The 17,289-nt window shown below is 25.1% G+C and carries 16 protein-coding genes and 1 pseudogene; 12 read left to right on the forward strand and 5 right to left on the reverse strand.

All coding sequences use genetic code 4. The features are described 5' to 3' along the window. Positions 1–98 precede the first annotated feature (98 nt). The 11 genes and pseudogenes from SCHRY_RS02290 (at position 99) to SCHRY_RS02330 (ending at position 11,094) form a co-directional block, all read left to right on the forward strand. Positions 99–806 (forward strand): hypothetical protein, encoded by a 708-nt coding sequence (locus SCHRY_RS02290; RefSeq protein WP_016338852.1) that lies wholly within the window; start codon positions 99–101, stop codon positions 804–806. A 76-nt stretch (positions 807–882) separates the two neighbouring features. Beyond that, positions 883–2,109: a lipoprotein gene (locus SCHRY_RS02295; protein ID WP_016338853.1), complete on the forward strand. Its 1,227-nt coding sequence runs from the start codon at positions 883–885 to the stop codon at positions 2,107–2,109. 144 nt (positions 2,110–2,253) lie between these two features. Beyond that, positions 2,254–3,375, forward strand: a pseudogene (locus SCHRY_RS05650) (Mbov_0399 family ICE element protein); the annotation flags it as partial. A gap of 205 nt (positions 3,376–3,580) precedes the next feature. Beyond that, a complete protein-coding gene (locus SCHRY_RS05245) occupies positions 3,581–4,087 on the forward strand; it encodes a hypothetical protein (protein ID WP_016338855.1) in 507 nt (168 codons plus the stop codon). After that, on the forward strand, positions 4,057–5,310 hold the full coding sequence (locus SCHRY_RS05250) for a hypothetical protein (RefSeq protein ID WP_016338856.1): 1,254 nt from the start codon (positions 4,057–4,059) through the stop codon (positions 5,308–5,310). Before SCHRY_RS05245 ends, SCHRY_RS05250 begins: the two co-directional genes overlap by 31 nt. Continuing rightward, entirely contained in the window at positions 5,228–5,551 is a 324-nt protein-coding gene (locus SCHRY_RS05370; RefSeq protein ID WP_144060283.1) for a DUF3237 domain-containing protein, read from the forward strand. The genes SCHRY_RS05250 and SCHRY_RS05370 overlap by 83 nt, the downstream gene beginning before the upstream one ends. 1,130 nt (positions 5,552–6,681) lie before the next feature. Beyond that, positions 6,682–7,656 (forward strand): hypothetical protein, encoded by a 975-nt coding sequence (locus SCHRY_RS02310; RefSeq protein WP_016338857.1) that lies wholly within the window; start codon positions 6,682–6,684, stop codon positions 7,654–7,656. A gap of 24 nt (positions 7,657–7,680) precedes the next feature. Continuing rightward, a complete protein-coding gene (locus tag SCHRY_RS02315) occupies positions 7,681–8,466 on the forward strand; it encodes a hypothetical protein (protein WP_016338858.1) in 786 nt (261 codons plus the stop codon). A gap of 13 nt (positions 8,467–8,479) precedes the next feature. Then, positions 8,480–9,733 carry a DNA polymerase IV gene (dinB, locus tag SCHRY_RS02320; protein WP_016338859.1) on the forward strand — a complete coding sequence of 418 codons (1,254 nt, stop codon included), beginning with the start codon at positions 8,480–8,482 and terminating at the stop codon, positions 9,731–9,733. Position 9,734: 1 nt separating this feature from the next. Then, a complete protein-coding gene (locus SCHRY_RS02325) occupies positions 9,735–10,370 on the forward strand; it encodes a CatB-related O-acetyltransferase (protein ID WP_016338860.1) in 636 nt (211 codons plus the stop codon). Between the two features lie 55 nt (positions 10,371–10,425). After that, positions 10,426–11,094 (forward strand): hypothetical protein, encoded by a 669-nt coding sequence (locus tag SCHRY_RS02330; RefSeq protein ID WP_016338861.1) that lies wholly within the window; start codon positions 10,426–10,428, stop codon positions 11,092–11,094. A 383-nt stretch (positions 11,095–11,477) separates the two neighbouring features. Here the strand turns inward: SCHRY_RS02330 and SCHRY_RS02335 are convergent, their stop codons facing one another. Genes SCHRY_RS02335 through SCHRY_RS02350 form a run of 4 tightly spaced genes read right to left on the reverse strand, consistent with a single transcriptional unit; the run spans position 11,478 to position 14,471 of the window. Next, positions 11,478–11,993 carry a hypothetical protein gene (locus tag SCHRY_RS02335; protein ID WP_016338862.1) on the reverse strand — a complete coding sequence of 172 codons (516 nt, stop codon included), beginning with the start codon at positions 11,991–11,993 and terminating at the stop codon, positions 11,478–11,480. Positions 11,994–11,998: 5 nt separating this feature from the next. Further along, the gene (locus tag SCHRY_RS02340) at positions 11,999–12,616 is read right to left on the reverse strand and encodes a hypothetical protein (RefSeq protein ID WP_016338863.1); all 618 of its coding nucleotides are present in this window, start codon (positions 12,614–12,616) and stop codon (positions 11,999–12,001) included. Further along, complete coding sequence (locus tag SCHRY_RS02345; RefSeq protein WP_016338864.1) at positions 12,616–13,206, reverse strand: hypothetical protein; 591 nt, start codon at positions 13,204–13,206, stop codon at positions 12,616–12,618. The genes SCHRY_RS02340 and SCHRY_RS02345 overlap by 1 nt, the downstream gene beginning before the upstream one ends. Positions 13,207–13,226: 20 nt before the next feature. Then, on the reverse strand, positions 13,227–14,471 hold the full coding sequence (locus SCHRY_RS02350) for a hypothetical protein (protein ID WP_016338865.1): 1,245 nt from the start codon (positions 14,469–14,471) through the stop codon (positions 13,227–13,229). Positions 14,472–14,950: 479 nt separating this feature from the next. On the opposite strand from SCHRY_RS02350, the gene SCHRY_RS02355 reads away from it, so the two are divergent. After that, positions 14,951–16,135: a DUF3137 domain-containing protein gene (locus tag SCHRY_RS02355; protein WP_016338866.1), complete on the forward strand. Its 1,185-nt coding sequence runs from the start codon at positions 14,951–14,953 to the stop codon at positions 16,133–16,135. Between the two features lie 74 nt (positions 16,136–16,209). On the opposite strand, the gene recA is transcribed toward SCHRY_RS02355, so the two are convergent. Further along, entirely contained in the window at positions 16,210–17,247 is a 1,038-nt protein-coding gene (recA, locus tag SCHRY_RS02360; protein WP_016338867.1) for a recombinase RecA, read from the reverse strand. Positions 17,248–17,289 lie beyond the last annotated feature (42 nt).

Below are 17,289 nucleotides of genomic sequence, written 5' to 3' on the forward strand. Positions count from 1 at the left end.
ACATAATTTATTCCATCACCGTTAATTAAAAATTTGCAAAAATAATTTTAAAAAGTATAATAATAACTAAGTTTAGAATTCTAACTAGGAGGACTACTATGAACATCAGTAAAATTAAACAACAGTATTGTTGGTTTGTTGGCATTATTTTGACGCTATTTATTTTAAATAATATTTTAACTGCAGTTTTTAACGTTTTTCTAAATAATATAGCCTTATTTTACTGAACCTATAATTTGCTATATAGCATAATAATTTTTATTATTTTTATTTCGTATATGAGTTTATTAATTCAATTATATAAAGATATTAAAAGATACATTTTTTTAACATCACCAAAGGTTAAAATTGAATGAAAAAATATTATTGCCAATAATACTATATTAATAATTTTATGAATAACTAATCTTTTTATTTTTTTCATAAAATTATTTGATTACAAACATTCTTTGCTTAATATTGTTTTGAGAGCAGAGGATAGTATTTATTTTGGTCTATATTACTTTTTTGCCTTTTTATACTCAAGTTTTATCATTTTTTTAATTGCAACTATTATTATTACTATTTCTTTTAAAAAATACTTAAAAATAATTAAAACTATTTCAAACATTAATCCTTTTGATGATTTTGTTGAAAAATATCTTGAGTATCTGGTTGTCATTGAATCACAAAATACTGTTATCATTTATTTTTCTAATACTTTTCAAAAAACAGCTGTTTTAAAATCTCGAAACTTAATTTTCCGTTCGCGTTGGTCACTTTATTTAAATACTTTTAAAAAAGGAGTAGCACCACCAATAGTTTAAAAATTTACTAAAATAAATCTTAAAACAGCAAAACAGCAGAAAAACTAATTTTAAAGAATAAAAGGAGAAAAAGAAAATGAAAAAATTATTAAGTATATTAGCCGCAGTAGGGATAACAGCTAGTGCGACTACAACAGTTGTAGCATGTAATACAACAAAAAAAAGTGGTTATTTCCGTGAGGCATATTCAGTTATACCAAATGCTTTTAGTTTAAAAGAGGAAATGAAAAAAGATGGAGTTAATGTTGATGACTATAATATTACTTTTTCAGCAGAACTAGAACAAGCAACTTTACGTTATATGGGACTTCCAACCACACAACCATTTGTTACAAAAACAGTTAAAATTAATCCAACAACGAAAGATATTAGTAAGATTATTACTAAAAGATCATTAGCAATTAGTGGCTTTGAAAAAGAAAAGCAAAATGAAACAGATATTTTAAGGGCTATTAATTTATTAAATCAAACAAATTTAACGATAAATGAAGTTATAATTAATTTAGAAAAAGATAGTGAAGGAAATATAAATGAAGTTAATTTAGAAGCAAAAAATGATTCTTTCGAAGGTGAAGTCAAAATTATTAATGAACTTATGAATTGAAGTGATTTAATACCATTTCAAAATTTAGGTGATATTTATATCTCACATAAATTAATTGATTTATACAATCAAAAAATAATAGAAAATCCTCATAAGCAAAATCTTTATGGAATTTCGTTAATTATGCCATTTGTGTTTGAATTTGCTGGAACTCGTAATTTATTAATGGAATTTTTCAAAAAAAGTATGAAAACATGGGGCATGAGTTGATATTTTTCACCAGATTCAATAGTAACAATTACATTTGATAATGACTATCATGGTACATTTGTGTTAAACCCACCTATAAATAGTTCATTCAATAAAGAACAAATAATAATTAAATTTAATGCTTTAGATGACGAACGAGACTACGTTACTTCAACTCACAAACCATTAGAAGAATTTGCTAGTGCAAAAGAAAATATAGTTGAAGAAGTTCTATTAAAACATTATAATAATGATAATATTGAAGAAATTGTGGGCGATTTAGTCACTAAATATTTTGGTACAGATTTTGCTAATAAGTATAGCTCTGTTTTAAATGAAGATTTTTGAATTACTGACTTAACTGCAACAAGTGTTATTTTAACACCAAAACCTGGATCGATGTTATTTAATAATCACGATAAAGATGCCCTTACTCTTGTTCCCAAAGATTTAGATGATGAAAATCTCTATATGTATAAAATTGAAGTTAAGTTTGGTACTGCAAATTAGGTATTAGTAAAAAATAAGTTATAAGAGTGCATCCCAAAAAGTAAGTAAAGTAAAAATAGCTTTGCTAAACTTTTTATAAGAGGTGCATTTTTTGTATGGAAATTAAAGGACAGAAATTTAAAACATATACAGCAGTCTTTATAGTATGAGATTATATATAATATTGAAATTATTATTAAAACATTAATTTCAAATTTAAAACTAAAATGGTATGCTTGATACCCTGAACATAACGAGAAACAAGAGAATTAATTACACCAAATTTGGAAAATGGTCAATCTAATCCTAAATATGATAAATAAATCAATCCAGATACTGGTACTAAAACCCAAATTATTTAGGTTAAACAAAAATCAACTGTTCTTTTTTCTTTTAGACCCATTAAAGAATAAAGGGGAAGTAATAGACCCAAAGAAAAATAAATATGGTTTAGGTTTTATTGTTGAAGGCTTTGATTTTTGGAAAAGGAATAAATCAAACTTTTTAATGTGAAGTAATAGACAATGTTTACTGGGAAGGAATTGATGAAAATGCATTTAAAGCCTTTGAAAAACCAGATGATAGACAAAGAAAGACTGAAATTTTTTCAAATACTTCTATACAGTATTGATCAGATAGTGGAATTTGGCATTATACCATAGAAATGTCAGGCAAAACTACAGTTCAAAAATATGCTATTATTGGCCCTGAATATCAAAATAAATATCCCTGTTTTTTAGATATTGTTGACAATAATCAAGCAGTCGAATTTTGGACAACAATTCATAGTGATTATCAGATTAAAACTCCTAATGGTAAAGATATTATAATTTACTCATTCGGTTTAAGATCATTACTAAATGATAAAGATAATCCAAAAGATAATCCACAATTTTTAACAGTTTCAGTTAACACTTTAGTTACATCAACAATTTTAATTGGTAATGAGACTTTGTCAGTGTGTAATTCAGCAACTTATAATTCAGAAACTAGCTATGATCTAAGTGCGATTCAGTTTAAAAATTATCAATATAATTTTTCTAAGTTTAATGCTGAACAATTAAGAAACTGAATTTATCAAGATGTTAAAGATTACATGACTATCTATAAATATAATGATATTGATTTAAATGAAGACTATGGAATTTCAGCAAATAAAATCCCTAATGAAAATCCAGAAACATATGCAAATATAAAATTGTTCCGCCAGATCCACCAAATCCTCCAGTTCCAAATGCTCCTGATGTTAATTCTTGCACTAAATATTTATTATGATTATTACCAATAATTTTATTATTAATTTAATGTTTGGGATTATTTCTAACCTGATTTGCTATTCACTATCGTAAAAAAACTAGATAATTAATGCATTTAATCCTATTTAAATAAATAGAATTTTATATTTTTAAAGAAAAATAAAAAATTACCATAATTTATCAAAAAAAATCTTTGAATTAAGTTTTTTATTGTATCATTTGGAGGTGAACTAAATATGGAAAATAAGGTAAAAGATTTTTATGATAATATGTGTAACAATTGTCAAAAAAAGTTTAAAAAAGTTATTAGTATTGCAAAAAAGAATGTTTTAAAACATTTAGATGATCTAGAATTGTTCCTTTGTCATGTTGATAAAACTCGAAATATTGATGAAGATAATGGGGTAGTGCCGTTAGCATTTATTTTCTGTAAAAATGATTCATATGCATTCTTTTGGAAAGATGCTTTATATAATGGTGATGGTTCAAGTAAAGTTAAAGTAGTAAATAATACGATTACATTATCACAAGCAACAATTGATCGTATTAAAGAAGGTAGTATGGGTAAAAACCAATTAGTAGTTGTAAAAAAAGAAGAAACTCAGGCCATTGCTACGCAAATTCTTGAAAAGTATAATATGGATTTTGAACATAAGTTCAACCGAAAATTGGCTAGTTTAACGCGTCAACATTTTTTACATATGTGTCAAAAATGAAAAAAATGATTATCAGTATTACTTTAGTCTTAATTTTATTATTAGCAGCAACTGGTGGAACTTTAGGATGATATTTTACTCGTTTAGAAAATAAGATAGCTCATTTACCAAATTATAATTGAAGAATTAATTTGAATGAAAAGTTAACAAAAACAGACTTAGGACCTATTGATGATAATCGTAAAGAAACAATTCTAGTTGCGGTTAAAGCAAAAAACTCTGTAGTCCAAATTGAAGACTTGTATATTAAAAATGCTACTAAAATTTCGGCAACAGTGGGGGTTAAATCTTGAAGTAATTTATATAATCCTGATTCTTCAGTTAATGTTAATTATATTGCAGAATTAAAAACTTTAGCAACAGATGTCAAACAGCGTAGTTTTCCAAATATTAATCTTACTGTTGATCCTAACCAATTAATGGATATAGTTGCCAATGCTAATGATAATTTAGAAGTAGGGGAAGTTAAAATTGAAAATGTTTTTGAAGGTAATGGCATTGTTACAGCTGATTTAACTGTTATTAAAGGTAGCAAAGTTTATTTGTCAAATGATACTGTAAAACTATATTTTATTAAAAGTAATCAAAAATTATTGTCAGAAGTTTTAACAAAACCTGAATTAGGAGATATTATAAACAATAAAGAAGAAACAATTTTAAGTGCGATTAAAGATAAAAATAAAGATGTTGATCTGACTGAAATTGAAATAGTTAAGAATTCAATTGCAGAGAAAGAGGCATCAGTTAGAGTTAAAGAGAATAGTAAGAAATATATTGTTGGTGAAAAACCAATTTTAGTTAATTATCGAATTTTTAATCCAAATATCGGAACAGTTAAAACACGAGTAGTTGATCATGGATTTGATGGTAATTCTGTGCTCTCGTTGGTGCAGTTATCTAATGGCACAATTTTAGCTGGAACATCCTACGGCTCAATGTATCAATTAAATCCAGCTGGAACAGTTAAAACACGAGTAGTTGATCATGGATTTGTTACCAATGTTATGGGATTATTACAGTCATCAGAGGATATCATTTTAGCTGCCGCCGCTTTTACTAATAACATTAGTGAAATTTATCAGTTGAAGGAGGATGGCACAATTGATCATAAAGTAGAACAACCAAATAACCAAAAATTTGATAGTGGGGTTTATTCGTTAGTTAAAGTTGATAACTGCTTTATCACTGACCATTTCGGCTGGAACGTTCAAGGGCTCAATTTATCAGTTAAATCCAGATGGAACAGTTAAAGCACAAATAGTTGATCATGGATTAGATAGTATTGTAAGATCGTTGGTGCAATTAAAAGATGGTACTATTTTAGCTAGTAGTTATAATTCAATTTATCAGTTAAATCCAGATGGGACAGTTAAAGCACAAATAGTTGATCATTGATTTGATAGTACTGTAAGATCGTTGGTGCAATTATCAAATGGTACAATTTTGATGGCTAATTCAACTGGAAATATATATCAGTTGAATGATGAATAAAATTAGATAGTTAATTATTTTTGACTATCTTTTTTATTTTCAATAATTAATTTATGTATTTAATCCTATTTAATAAATAGGATTTTTATTTTATGTTAAGATCAAAAATAACTATTCACAAAATATTTTTAAACAAATTAAAATGTTTGAAGATTTGGACAAGGAACTTAAAAATAGAGCTCGAAAAACTATTCAAGATCAATATGAATAATTAAATTTACGTTTACGGAAAAAATATTTAAATAATAATAAGGGATATATTCTTTATGAAAAAAATCAACTACCTTAACTACTGAGTGCGGACCAGTTACATATGAAAGAACAAGATTCCGTTATTATAATCAAAAGTAGTATAAATATAAATATTTATTTTTATTAGATGTAGAAATAGGACGAAAACCTTATCAGCGTTTACATCTTGATTTATATTTTAAAATCTTAAAAGAATTAGATAGTGGAAAACCCTACCAGGATATTTTAGATAAATATAATTATTCAGAAATTTCACTAATAACAATTTTAAACATTAATTGGAGTATTAATTTGTAAGATTTGATATATAATTTTGATAAGAAAAAAATAAAGTATAAATGTAAATATTTAAATGCCGCGGCTGTTGAGGATACATACAGTAATACTTCTAACTATAATAATAACAAATTAGTAAAAGTACAATCATATTGTTATACCCACACCTGTTTTAATGAAAACGATTAATCAATAACCGAAAAGTATTAAAAGATAAAAACTTATATATGATTTTAAATTAAAAATATGAAAATGAATTAAAGGATTATGATCAAAAATTATATAACTTTTTAAATCTCAATTATAAATTAAGAGATAAAAGGCTTATTATTTTTGAGGATTTATAGGCTGCCAAGTTGAATCCCAAATTTTAAATAATATTAAGTATTTAAGTCATATAGTAAAACAAATTTTTAAGTATATTTATCAAAGATAAATGGATGTATTCATCATCTAAATGTTTATTTTAATAATATAGACATTTAAAAATATTTCTCAACAACCACATAATTTATTCCATCCTCTTAATTTGAATACTTTTTTTCTTTTTTAAATCGTAGTATAATTAAATCATAAATAAAAATAGGAAGTAGGGATTATAAATGGAAGATAAAAAGCAATTTAATTATTGAGAAGAAGATGAAAATGATTCATCATATATTGATCCTGCCAAAAGGCCTACTTCAATTGAAAAAAATAAATTAGATATTGATGATTATTGGATTAAAGTTGAAAGAAAAAAAACACCCGAATCAATAGAAAGTTTAGGGCAAAAATTTGATCAAGATAAAGAATTAGAACTATTGGATGATATAAATATTAATAATGATAATAAATTTTCAAATGATGAATCTCAACCTTTATTTAATACAAATGAATTACAGAATCGTTGAAATAATATTAAAAATAATGCCGTTCAAGAGAAAATGTCAGCTTTAAGAGAACGTGCCCAAGAACCATTAGTGACAGGAAAAAGAAAATATAGTTTTTTTATTCCAGATTCATTAGATGATTTAGTTAAAAAACCAGAAATTGTTCTTGATGCTACTCCACGAGTATGAGATTTCAATATTCCTTTTCAGGGATATAATAATCATGATAATAAAAATACTTTGCCAGTTAAAGAAGATGAAACTGTTGAATTAAAGCCATTTGATTTAGATAATGAACAAGCAAACGAAATTAAATGTAATAATAATTTTAAAATTTCTGAAAGTGAGACAAGCGAAGATAATGATTATGATCAATTAGATTTACCTTTGGATGAACCCCAAGAGAATCTTTCGGTTAATTCGTATTTAAATCGTGTTCGAAATAATATTGCTGCTAGTAAAAAAGAAGCTATTTTTATTAACGACGAAGATGTTTTAGACCCAAATAATCTAACAACAGCTCAACGATTACGATTATTAAAAGCAGCTAACGATCCAAGTAATAAGGAACGAGAAATGCTTTTAAAAATGAAACTAAACAGCACAAATGGCATTGGGGCCCTTGGTCAGGTTGTAAAAGAACGTTTACAACAAGTTAACTCTGGGAAAATTGAATTAGTAGAAGATAATAATGACGAATCATAAAAAATATTAGTAGGGGGAAAGATAATGTTTTTAGGTAGTAATAATTTTACATTTATTTTAATTGCAGTCTTATTTTTATTTCATCTTATTTTTATTTTTTATATTTGATTAATGTATCGTAATATGATTATGCCAACCCCATTTCAAAATAATAGTTCTAATAATAAAATGCAAGCTATCGAAATTGCCGAAAAATATTTAATTCAAAATAATATCACAAGTTTAGAATTAAAATATAATCTTAAAAATTATTCAATTGATAAAATTTATCAAAATAAAATTCTTTTAATTAATGATTTATCAATTAATAATGTCAATTTGTCTTTAACTGGATTAGGAATAGATTATGTTTTAGGAAAAGTTTTTTTTGGATCAGAATTATTTAAAAAAAATTCAACAATAAAATCAATTAGGTTTTGATTATTTCAAGCGCCAAAATTATTTTTACTTCTATTTTATTTTTTTATTTTACTAAATATTATTTTTGTAATAATTGTTAATGTTAAACCAAGTATTTTAGAAAATGAAATAATAAATATTATTAATAAGTATCAATTAATTAGTTTGTTCCCAATTTTAATGGGAGGATTATATTTAGTTTCCCTTGCAATGAGTCCAAAGCTGAAAGAAAACTTAGAAAATCTTTATGAAAGTAAAATGAAAAATTTTGTGCGAGAAGAATTCCCAGATTTTTTTGGGGATTGACTTAATGCCCGATTATATGCACGTAGTAATCGTTTTACATACTTAGTTGGATATAATTTTTTCTTTAAATATAATTATAAATATACAGGGCCATTTGGTTTATAAAAGAGGAGAGAAGATGAAAGTTATTTTTCATATTGATATGAATAGTTTTTTTGCTAGTTGTCATGAAGCAATCACTCCGGAATTTCGTGGTAAACCACTTGTTGTTTCTTCACCATCACGCCGGGCAATTGTTTCAACAGCTAATTATCAGGCTCGTAAATTTGGAATTAATAGTGCAATGCCTTTATACAAGGCAAAAGAATTATGTAAAGATTTAATTGTTGTTGATCATAATTTTAATTTGTATGTAAATTTTGCCCAAAAGCTTTTTGATTTTATTTGTGAAAACTACACGACTAAAATTGAGGTAGCTTCAATTGATGAGTGTTATATTGATGTGACTGATATTTATCGTAAATATCAGAGTGTCAAAAATTTAGCGTATGATATGCAAAAAAGGGTTTTTAAAGAATTAGGTTTACCAAATAGTATTGGGATTTCATATAATAAGTCATTAGCTAAAATTGGTAGTGATTTTAAAAAACCAATGGGAATAACTTTAATTAAAAAGGAAGATGTTCCAAAAATAATTTTTCCTTTGGCGGTAACAAAATTATTTGGCATTGGTAAACAGACCGCAACTCAATTAGAAAAATTAGAAATTTATACAATAGGTGACTTGGCACATTATGGAGATGTAGATTTTTTAGAAAAAATACTCGGAAGTAATGTGCATAACTTAATTTCTAAAGCCCAAGGAAAAGGAAGCGATGAATTAAATTATGATAATAATCGTTTAAAATCAGTTGCTAATGAAACAACTCTTGAATATGATTTAAGTGATTATGAAGAAATCAAAGAGAAAATATTTTTATTAGCAAAGCATGTTTGTCAGCGAGTACGTAAGCGAACTTTAATTGGCAATGTTATATATGTTACATTAAAATATAGTAATCATCAACGTCATTCAAAGCAAATAAAATTATCAACATATACCTGTGAAGATGATAAAGTTTATTCAATTGCAATTAGTCTTTTTGAAAAATTATGAAATGGTGAAGGAATTCGCTTAATTGGAGTTGGAATTAAAGGGATTATTAGTAAATATGATTTGAAAGAACAACTGAGTATTAATAATTTTGAAACAGCAAGACCTTTATCGGAAACTAATAAATTAATAAATAGTTTAAATAAAAAATACCAAAAGGATTTATTAATGACAGGAGAAAGATTAGAAGAAATGAAATATATTTTACAAGAACAAACAAAGTATATTCAATCTGATAGTCGAACTTTGGATGATACAAAGAAAAAAAGGAGACAATAGTATGAAGGGGAAAATAATATTACCAGATGAAAAAATAAAAAAACCAACAAATATTGAAGGCATTTATTTAATTAAAAATTACATTACTAATAAAAATATTTTAATAGGGGACTATACATATTATCATTGTGATAATGAACAAGAAGCAAATGAATTTCAAAATAAAAATGTACGTTATCATTTCCCTAATTTTTTTAATGATAATTTAGTTATTGGTAAATTTTGTTCAATTGCTAAAGAAACAATTTTTATGATGAATGGAGCCAGTCATAATTATAATGCTATTTCAAGTTACCCATTTTATTTATATGTAAATGATGAAGAATTAAAAAATCAAATGCTAGCACAATTACCTAATCGTGGTGACACAATTATTGGTAATGATGTTTGAATTGGCTATCAGGTAACTATTATGCCGGGAATAAAAATTGGTAATGGGTCTGTAATTGGAACTAAAAGTGTTGTAACAAAAAATGTTCCTCCATATGCAATTGTTGCAGGTAACCCCGCAAAAATTATTAAGTATCGTTTTGATCGTGCAAAAATTATTGAATTAGAAAAGATGCAATGATGAAATTGAACAAAAGAAGAAATTAATAATAAAATTGATTTAATTTGTTTAAATAGTTCTTTTTAAATGTTTTTTATTTGTAACTTTGATATAATCAAATTAGAAAAAAAGGAGAATTATTATGGCTAAGACACCAACATTTTGCTCTGTGCACTTAAAAATACATGTTTGTCCTTTAAATAATAAAAAGGCAATAGCCTCAGCTAATGAATCAAAAATTAAAGAAAAAATGTCAAGAATGTTAAATCCAACTAGTAGTCAAACTCCTGAACCTAATAAACAAAAACCAGAAAAGGGAACTATTCAGTTTTTATTAGCAAATGCTAAGAAAAAGAATAATGCGATAAAACATAATTTAGGGTTAGATGAAGAAGAAAAAATGACAGAAGGGGTATCAGAAACAGATATTAAATCAAAAATGGCAAAGTTAAGAGCTAACATTGGGCTAAACCAAGAATTAACTACCCCTACTCCAAGTTCTAAAATTATATTAGATCCACAATTAGAAAGCTATTCAAATATAATTGACCAAATCACCTCACCTAATATTAATAATAAAACTAATGATTTTAGTACAGAACAATCACAAAAAGAATCACAGAGTAAAAACCAGCAAAAAAAAGTCGTTTCAGCTGCATCGAAACAAAAAAGTGTTGATAATACTCAATTAAATGTTAATAAAACCCCTGACGAAAAAGCAATTATTTTAACAAAGACAGAAGTAGAAGAAATGATTGCAAAGGCTGTTGATGCTGCGTTAAAAAAGAACGGGAAAAACACTAAGAAATAATTAAATGGTATGGTTTAAGTTATTATTTCATATGATTATTCTATAATATAGACTAATATAATATATTATATTGGAAAAATATTTTATTTTTTAAAAAATAAATAATAATTATTGTATTATTTTTTATTTGATGTAATATTAAGGTATGGAAAATAAATTTTTCCTAAAATTTTAACTTTTAAAGAAAATATTATATTAAATAAATAAAAGCTTCATTACTATCTCTCCCCTTTTTAGTTTTAAAATATCTCTTTACTTTTCTTTTATTTAATATTTAAAATAATTACAAATTTTTTCCTCATTATTAAACATAGTGTAATATTTTCTTTTCTGAATTATCAAATAAAAACAGTATTTTACAATACTGTTTTTATTATAATTTTTTAATTATCAATATCTTTTAAAAAGTTGAAAGCTTTTTTACCAATAATGGTCTTTTTTTCCTTATCTCCTTCAATCATGAAGCAAAATTTTTTTAAAACACCAGTAATATCTAGTCCAATTACTTGTTGAAAGTTAACCGTTTCATCTAAAAAAATAATTTCAGCTTCAGTTACTTTGATTCAAAGGCTATTAATTGTTAAAGTTTCTATAATTAAATAAATTAAAATTAAAGCATAGTTTATTAGACCAATTATAACGTATAAATAAGATCAAATTGGACTAATGTTAGGCACAAATAATAATAAAAAGTAATTTATTGCTATAAAAATAATAATAGGGGTTAAAATACCGTATATTCCTGTGAAAATAAAGATTATCATTCCTTTTCATTTATATTCTTTTTTAAAATTAATAATTTTTTTTTGGTTTTGATAATGTAGTAAGAAGATAATATGAAATCCATAGAGGCAAATTGCTAAAACTAAGGTAAAAATTAAAATTATATGCATTTCCATTGTTGTTAGTCCCCTTTCTGTCCCCTCTTTTGTTGTAATAACTCATTAATTCTTAGCCCCATTTTAACATCATCTGTTCAAAAACAATAGACTAATTTTTGTTTTGCAATTAATAACAGTCCTGGTTGAAAAGTATTATTAATATTTAAAATTGTTGGTAATACAGTAATAATGTCAGTTAGTCAAATCGTAATAGCTTTATTTACTTCATCAATTAAAACTCTTTGATTTGTTAAATAAATGTCCCCATAATAATCTGGATTTTCTTTATGTGATCGAAAATTTAAAAAACCATTTAAATTTGTAAGCGAAAATTGTTGATAGTCTTTTAATTCAAATAAAAAGAAATTCTTTTTAATTTGTTTTTGAGAAAGAATAGTGCCTTTAATTTTTTGGTGCAGATAACAAATTTCATTATATGGTAATTCATATTTAATGCTGATTGGTTTAAAATTATTGTTAAAATTTGTTTTTACCAAGTTAATTTCCTTTTGATAATTGGTTTTGATTTTTTGGTATTGCTTAATTCGTTGTTGCTGAAAAAAGGCCAAAATTGCTAGTATTAGTATTGTTATTAATAGTAAACTGCCAAAAGCAATAATAATTATTCACTTAATGTTCATTATTTTTTTCACATCCTGTAAATTAAATATGCCAGATCTAAATTATTTATGATCATAATATAACACTTGTCCTCCATAAATAAATAAATTCCTTGTTTGATTTCATTTTTAATTTGAAAAATTGATAATTCAATGTTTTTAATTAAATTTAAATCTCAAGTGGTAGTTATATCTTCATTAATAATTAAAAGCCGGTGATTAGTAACTACTAAATGACCAAGTTGAAATGGGATCAAGTTATTTTCAATGTTTTTTTTACCATTGTCATACCCTACATTAATCCCCTTTTCAAAAGGAATAAAAAATTTTGATGATAATTTACTTTGTTTTTGTTTTTTTGTTAAATAAACATTAATAATTTCATCACTGTAGGCATGTTCGTTAGGATTTAATTTAAGTTTAACATCAATTTCTTGTAAAGTATTTTTTAAGTATTTATTATTTAAATATTCTTGATTTTCAACTTCTAAACGTTTAAAAATATTGAAAATCATTTCTTGTTTACGATTATAAAAGATTCATCAGATTATAATAAAAATTATTAAGATTACTATTAAAATAGCTAATAAAATTCATCCTCATGTTGTCATATTATATTTCTAGTCCTTTCTTATTTAATAATATTAATCCCATTATGAAAATTATTAATAAATGTTTGTAACATCATTTCTTGGCCAGAATTACGTGGTTGTTCAAAACGATTGTAATAATAAATATTTAACATCTGTTTTTGTTTTTCATTTAATTTTTCATAATATTTTTGGTCAAGAAGCAAATGATTTGATAAATTAATTATTAAACTAGAAATAAAATTTTCTCATTGTTTTGATGTTTTAATTTTTTCAGTTCATTCTTCAAAATAGGTATTATAAATACGATTATTTTTATGATAAACAAATTGAATGCTACTATGTTTTTCAGAATGAACAATATTTGCATATAAAATCTTATTTGGTAAAAATGGATTATTTGGTGAATTAATTGCTTGGAAAGTAATTGGTGTTAATTGTGCTAATAGAATATCATTACATTGCAAAACACTGATTTTTTTTGTTAATGGAATTTCTTTAATAATATAGCTATTTTTATCATTATTCAAGTCACTTGTAATACGCATTAATTCTAAATCATAAAAATAATGCAGTTTAATAATTTTTTTTAATTTTAATGTCATGATTACTTGTTCGGCAACTGAAAGTAGTTGATAATATTGTAAAAAAGTTTGATATGCAACATGATGATCAATCAAATTATCATAGTAATTTATTAATAATGCTTTGATTTGATCAGCTAATTTATTATTAATCAATAATTTATCATGATGTTCATGACAAATAACGTTAAAAGTATAGGGAGTTTCATCTGGGTTAACAAGATCTAAAAAATTAGTATTAATATTTTTAAAATAGTGTTTTTCATTATAATGATCTAAAAATAACTGCGGTTTTGTTGGTAATTGATGATATAAAGCAATTTTAATCGCGGGATTTTGACAATCTTTAATAATACAAGTTGCCTGGTTTTGTTGTAAGACTGCTGCTTTAAAATAGCCTTTTTCTTGGTTAAGATATTTTTCCTTTAATTCTGGTTTACTAATTACTTCTAAAATCGAAACATAATTATCACGTTGAGCATTTGTTGCTAAAACTTTTGATTTACAACATTCAAAGTATTTTTTATTACTTAAACAAATACAGTTTTCTTCATCACCAATAGTAAAAATTGGTTTATAGTAGCGGTGCAAGTAGTCTAACTGATCATCATCTAAATAGTAACTTTTTAGTAAGGCATCAAACATTGCTCGTTCTGACCCTTTTAACTCGCCAAATAATTTTTTTTCAATTTGATCACTCATAAAAATTTTACCTCTTCTATTCTCTATTAATTATAAACCAAGTTAGGTAAATAATTCCTTATTTTTTGTCAAAATTTAAAAAGCACTTTACACACAAAGTGTAAAGTGCACAAAGGCAACATATTATATAACATATTTTATTTAAAAGTTAAGTTCTAATAATAAAATGTTTGTATCGTTTTGGACCGTTAGAATTTTTTATTATTTGGAAATAAATAAAATAAGTCATTTTTCGTTTGTAGTTTACTAGCAAAAAAATGTTATATAAATAGTTATTTATATAAATAAACAAATAATTTTTTTCCATTCATTTTAGCTTTTCAACTACAAAAACATTATATCTTATTTTTAAAAATATTGTAAAAATTTTTTTTAAAAATGCAAAGTATTTTACCGTGAAAAGAAAAAAATAAAATAACAATAGTTTTTAACTTTTCTCTTGATAGAAAATGATATTATATGATTAAAGGAGTTATTATATGGAAAAAATAACCTTATCACAGGAAGTTAAAGATAGAATTAAAGCTTTACATTATGAGGATATAAATAAAAGTTATCGTAAGAAAAAGTCATTTGCTGCTAGTTCTAGAAAACTAAAACTTGCCCTGACAATAATGATAATATTATCCGTTGTATTTATGATAGTTGGGGGTATTTTATTGCCTTTTAATATTGCTTTTCTATTAGCAGTTATTTTATTAGCAGTTGGAGGGACTACTTTTACTGTTTTAATTGTTACTATTGCAATTATTAGTGCGCGTGCCATTAATATTGCTTTATTTTTAAATCGATTAAACTATAATGAATATTACCAAATTGCAATTGCAAGTTATTTTAAGGGCCAAGTTGAATTAGAAATTGTTAATAATGAATTTAAAGTTTTACCGCTTCCTAATTTTACTAGTTTTAGTAAAAATCCGCGGAAAAATAATCTTTTACAAGAAAGTTTAATTCGGGTAAGCAGTTTAAAAGAAAAAATGGATAATAAAGTAATTAATGGTTCTATTAATAAAATAAAATTTTCATTAGGAATTATTACTGTTCGTAAGACAATGATCTTTTTAAAAACGTTAATTATTTTAGCCTATATTATAATTATTATTTTAGCTAGTTATGGTAAAAATAATAATCAAAAAGGTAAAAGTAATACAATTAGTAATTCTTTTAATTTTGTCACATTAATGTTATTAGTTGAAATGAAGCGATCAGAAAATTACTTCTTTTTTAGTGCTAAATTACCAGTTAGTTTTGATATCGAGGCGAACATTGTCCCCTACCAAAATAAATTTAAAAAATTTGTTTTACGAAATAAGGAAATTAATTTTGAAGGGAATGAATTTAATAACATTTTTGATACTAATACGACAAATCCCCTTGAACTTCGTAAAATATTAAGTCCAAAAGCAATGGCTAATTTAATTGATTATTCTCGTCAATATCAAGAGGCTTTATCAATGTCTTTTGTAAATGATTCTTATACATTGTTGTTGGATAAATATTCATATAGTAAAAAAAATCACCATTTAAATCAAATTTGAAAACCATTAATTAATAGTAAAACAAACATTGAAACATGTATTGATGATTTAATTACAAAAATTGAAATAGATTTATTTCATTTAGAAAAAAGTTTAAATTATTTAAAAAGCTTTGATATTGTTTAAAAACAATATCTATAATTAAGCCTAAACTCCCCTACTGATAACTATTGACTCCCCTATCGTGAGAAGAACAATAGTTATTTTTCATTTTTTTTAATTATTGTTAAAATTTTATCTTTAATTGTGATTCTAACATCAGGGTTTAAAGATAAAAATTCTTTAACTTTTTCTTTCCCTTGTCCTAAGCGATTATTATTGTATGAATATCAAACTCCTGATTTATCAAGAACATCATATGTTACTCCTAAATCAATTAATTCTGCTAATGAATCAATTCCTTCATTATAATTAATTTCAATTAAGGCAACTTTAAATGGTGGGGCAACTTTGTTTTTAACGACTTTAATTTTAACCTTATTAGCAATTGCTGTTCCTGAATTTGTTAAAGTTTCTACGCGACGAACATCTAACCGTACAGAAGCATAGAATCGTAATGCGCGACCTCCAGATGTTGTTTCGGGATTGCCAAATAAAATCCCAACTTTTTCACGAATTTGATTAATAAAAATGACAATACAATTAGTTTTGGAGATAATTCCATTTAGTTTTCGCAGCCCTTTACTCATTAATCGGGCTTGGGCTCCAATTGTAATATCATTCATTTCTCCTTCTAATTCCACTTTGGGAACTAAAGCTGCCACTGAGTCAATTACAACAATATCAATAACATTAGATTTAACTAGGGTTTCTAAAATATCAAGTGCTTGTTCGCCACTATCGGGTTGGGCAATAATTAAATTATTAATATCAACCCCTAATTTTTTAGCATAATTCGGATCTAAAGCATGTTCAGCATCAATAAAAGCGGCGCGACCTTGATTTTTTTGTACTTCCGCAATGGCATGTAAGGAAAGTGTTGTTTTTCCGGAAGATTCAGGACCAAAAATTTCAATAATTCGTCCTTTTGGATAACCTCCAATTCCAATCGCATTATCCAACAGTAAACTACCCGTTGAAACGGCTTCAATTGCTAAATTAGTTTTATCACCTAAACGCATTACAGCACCTTTACCATATATTTTTTCAATTTCTTTTAAAGCATTCACTAATATTTGATCTTTTTCCGCTTCTGAATTTTTTTCAATATTAGTGGTTGGTTCTTTTATTGTTCCCATTATATTCTCCTTTCTAATTTTAATTACCTAATTTTATTTTAA

Origin of the sequence: Spiroplasma chrysopicola DF-1 (assembly GCF_000400935.1) — a bacterium.
Classification (GTDB): Bacteria; Bacillota_I; Bacilli_A; order Mycoplasmatales; family Mycoplasmataceae; genus Spiroplasma; species Spiroplasma chrysopicola.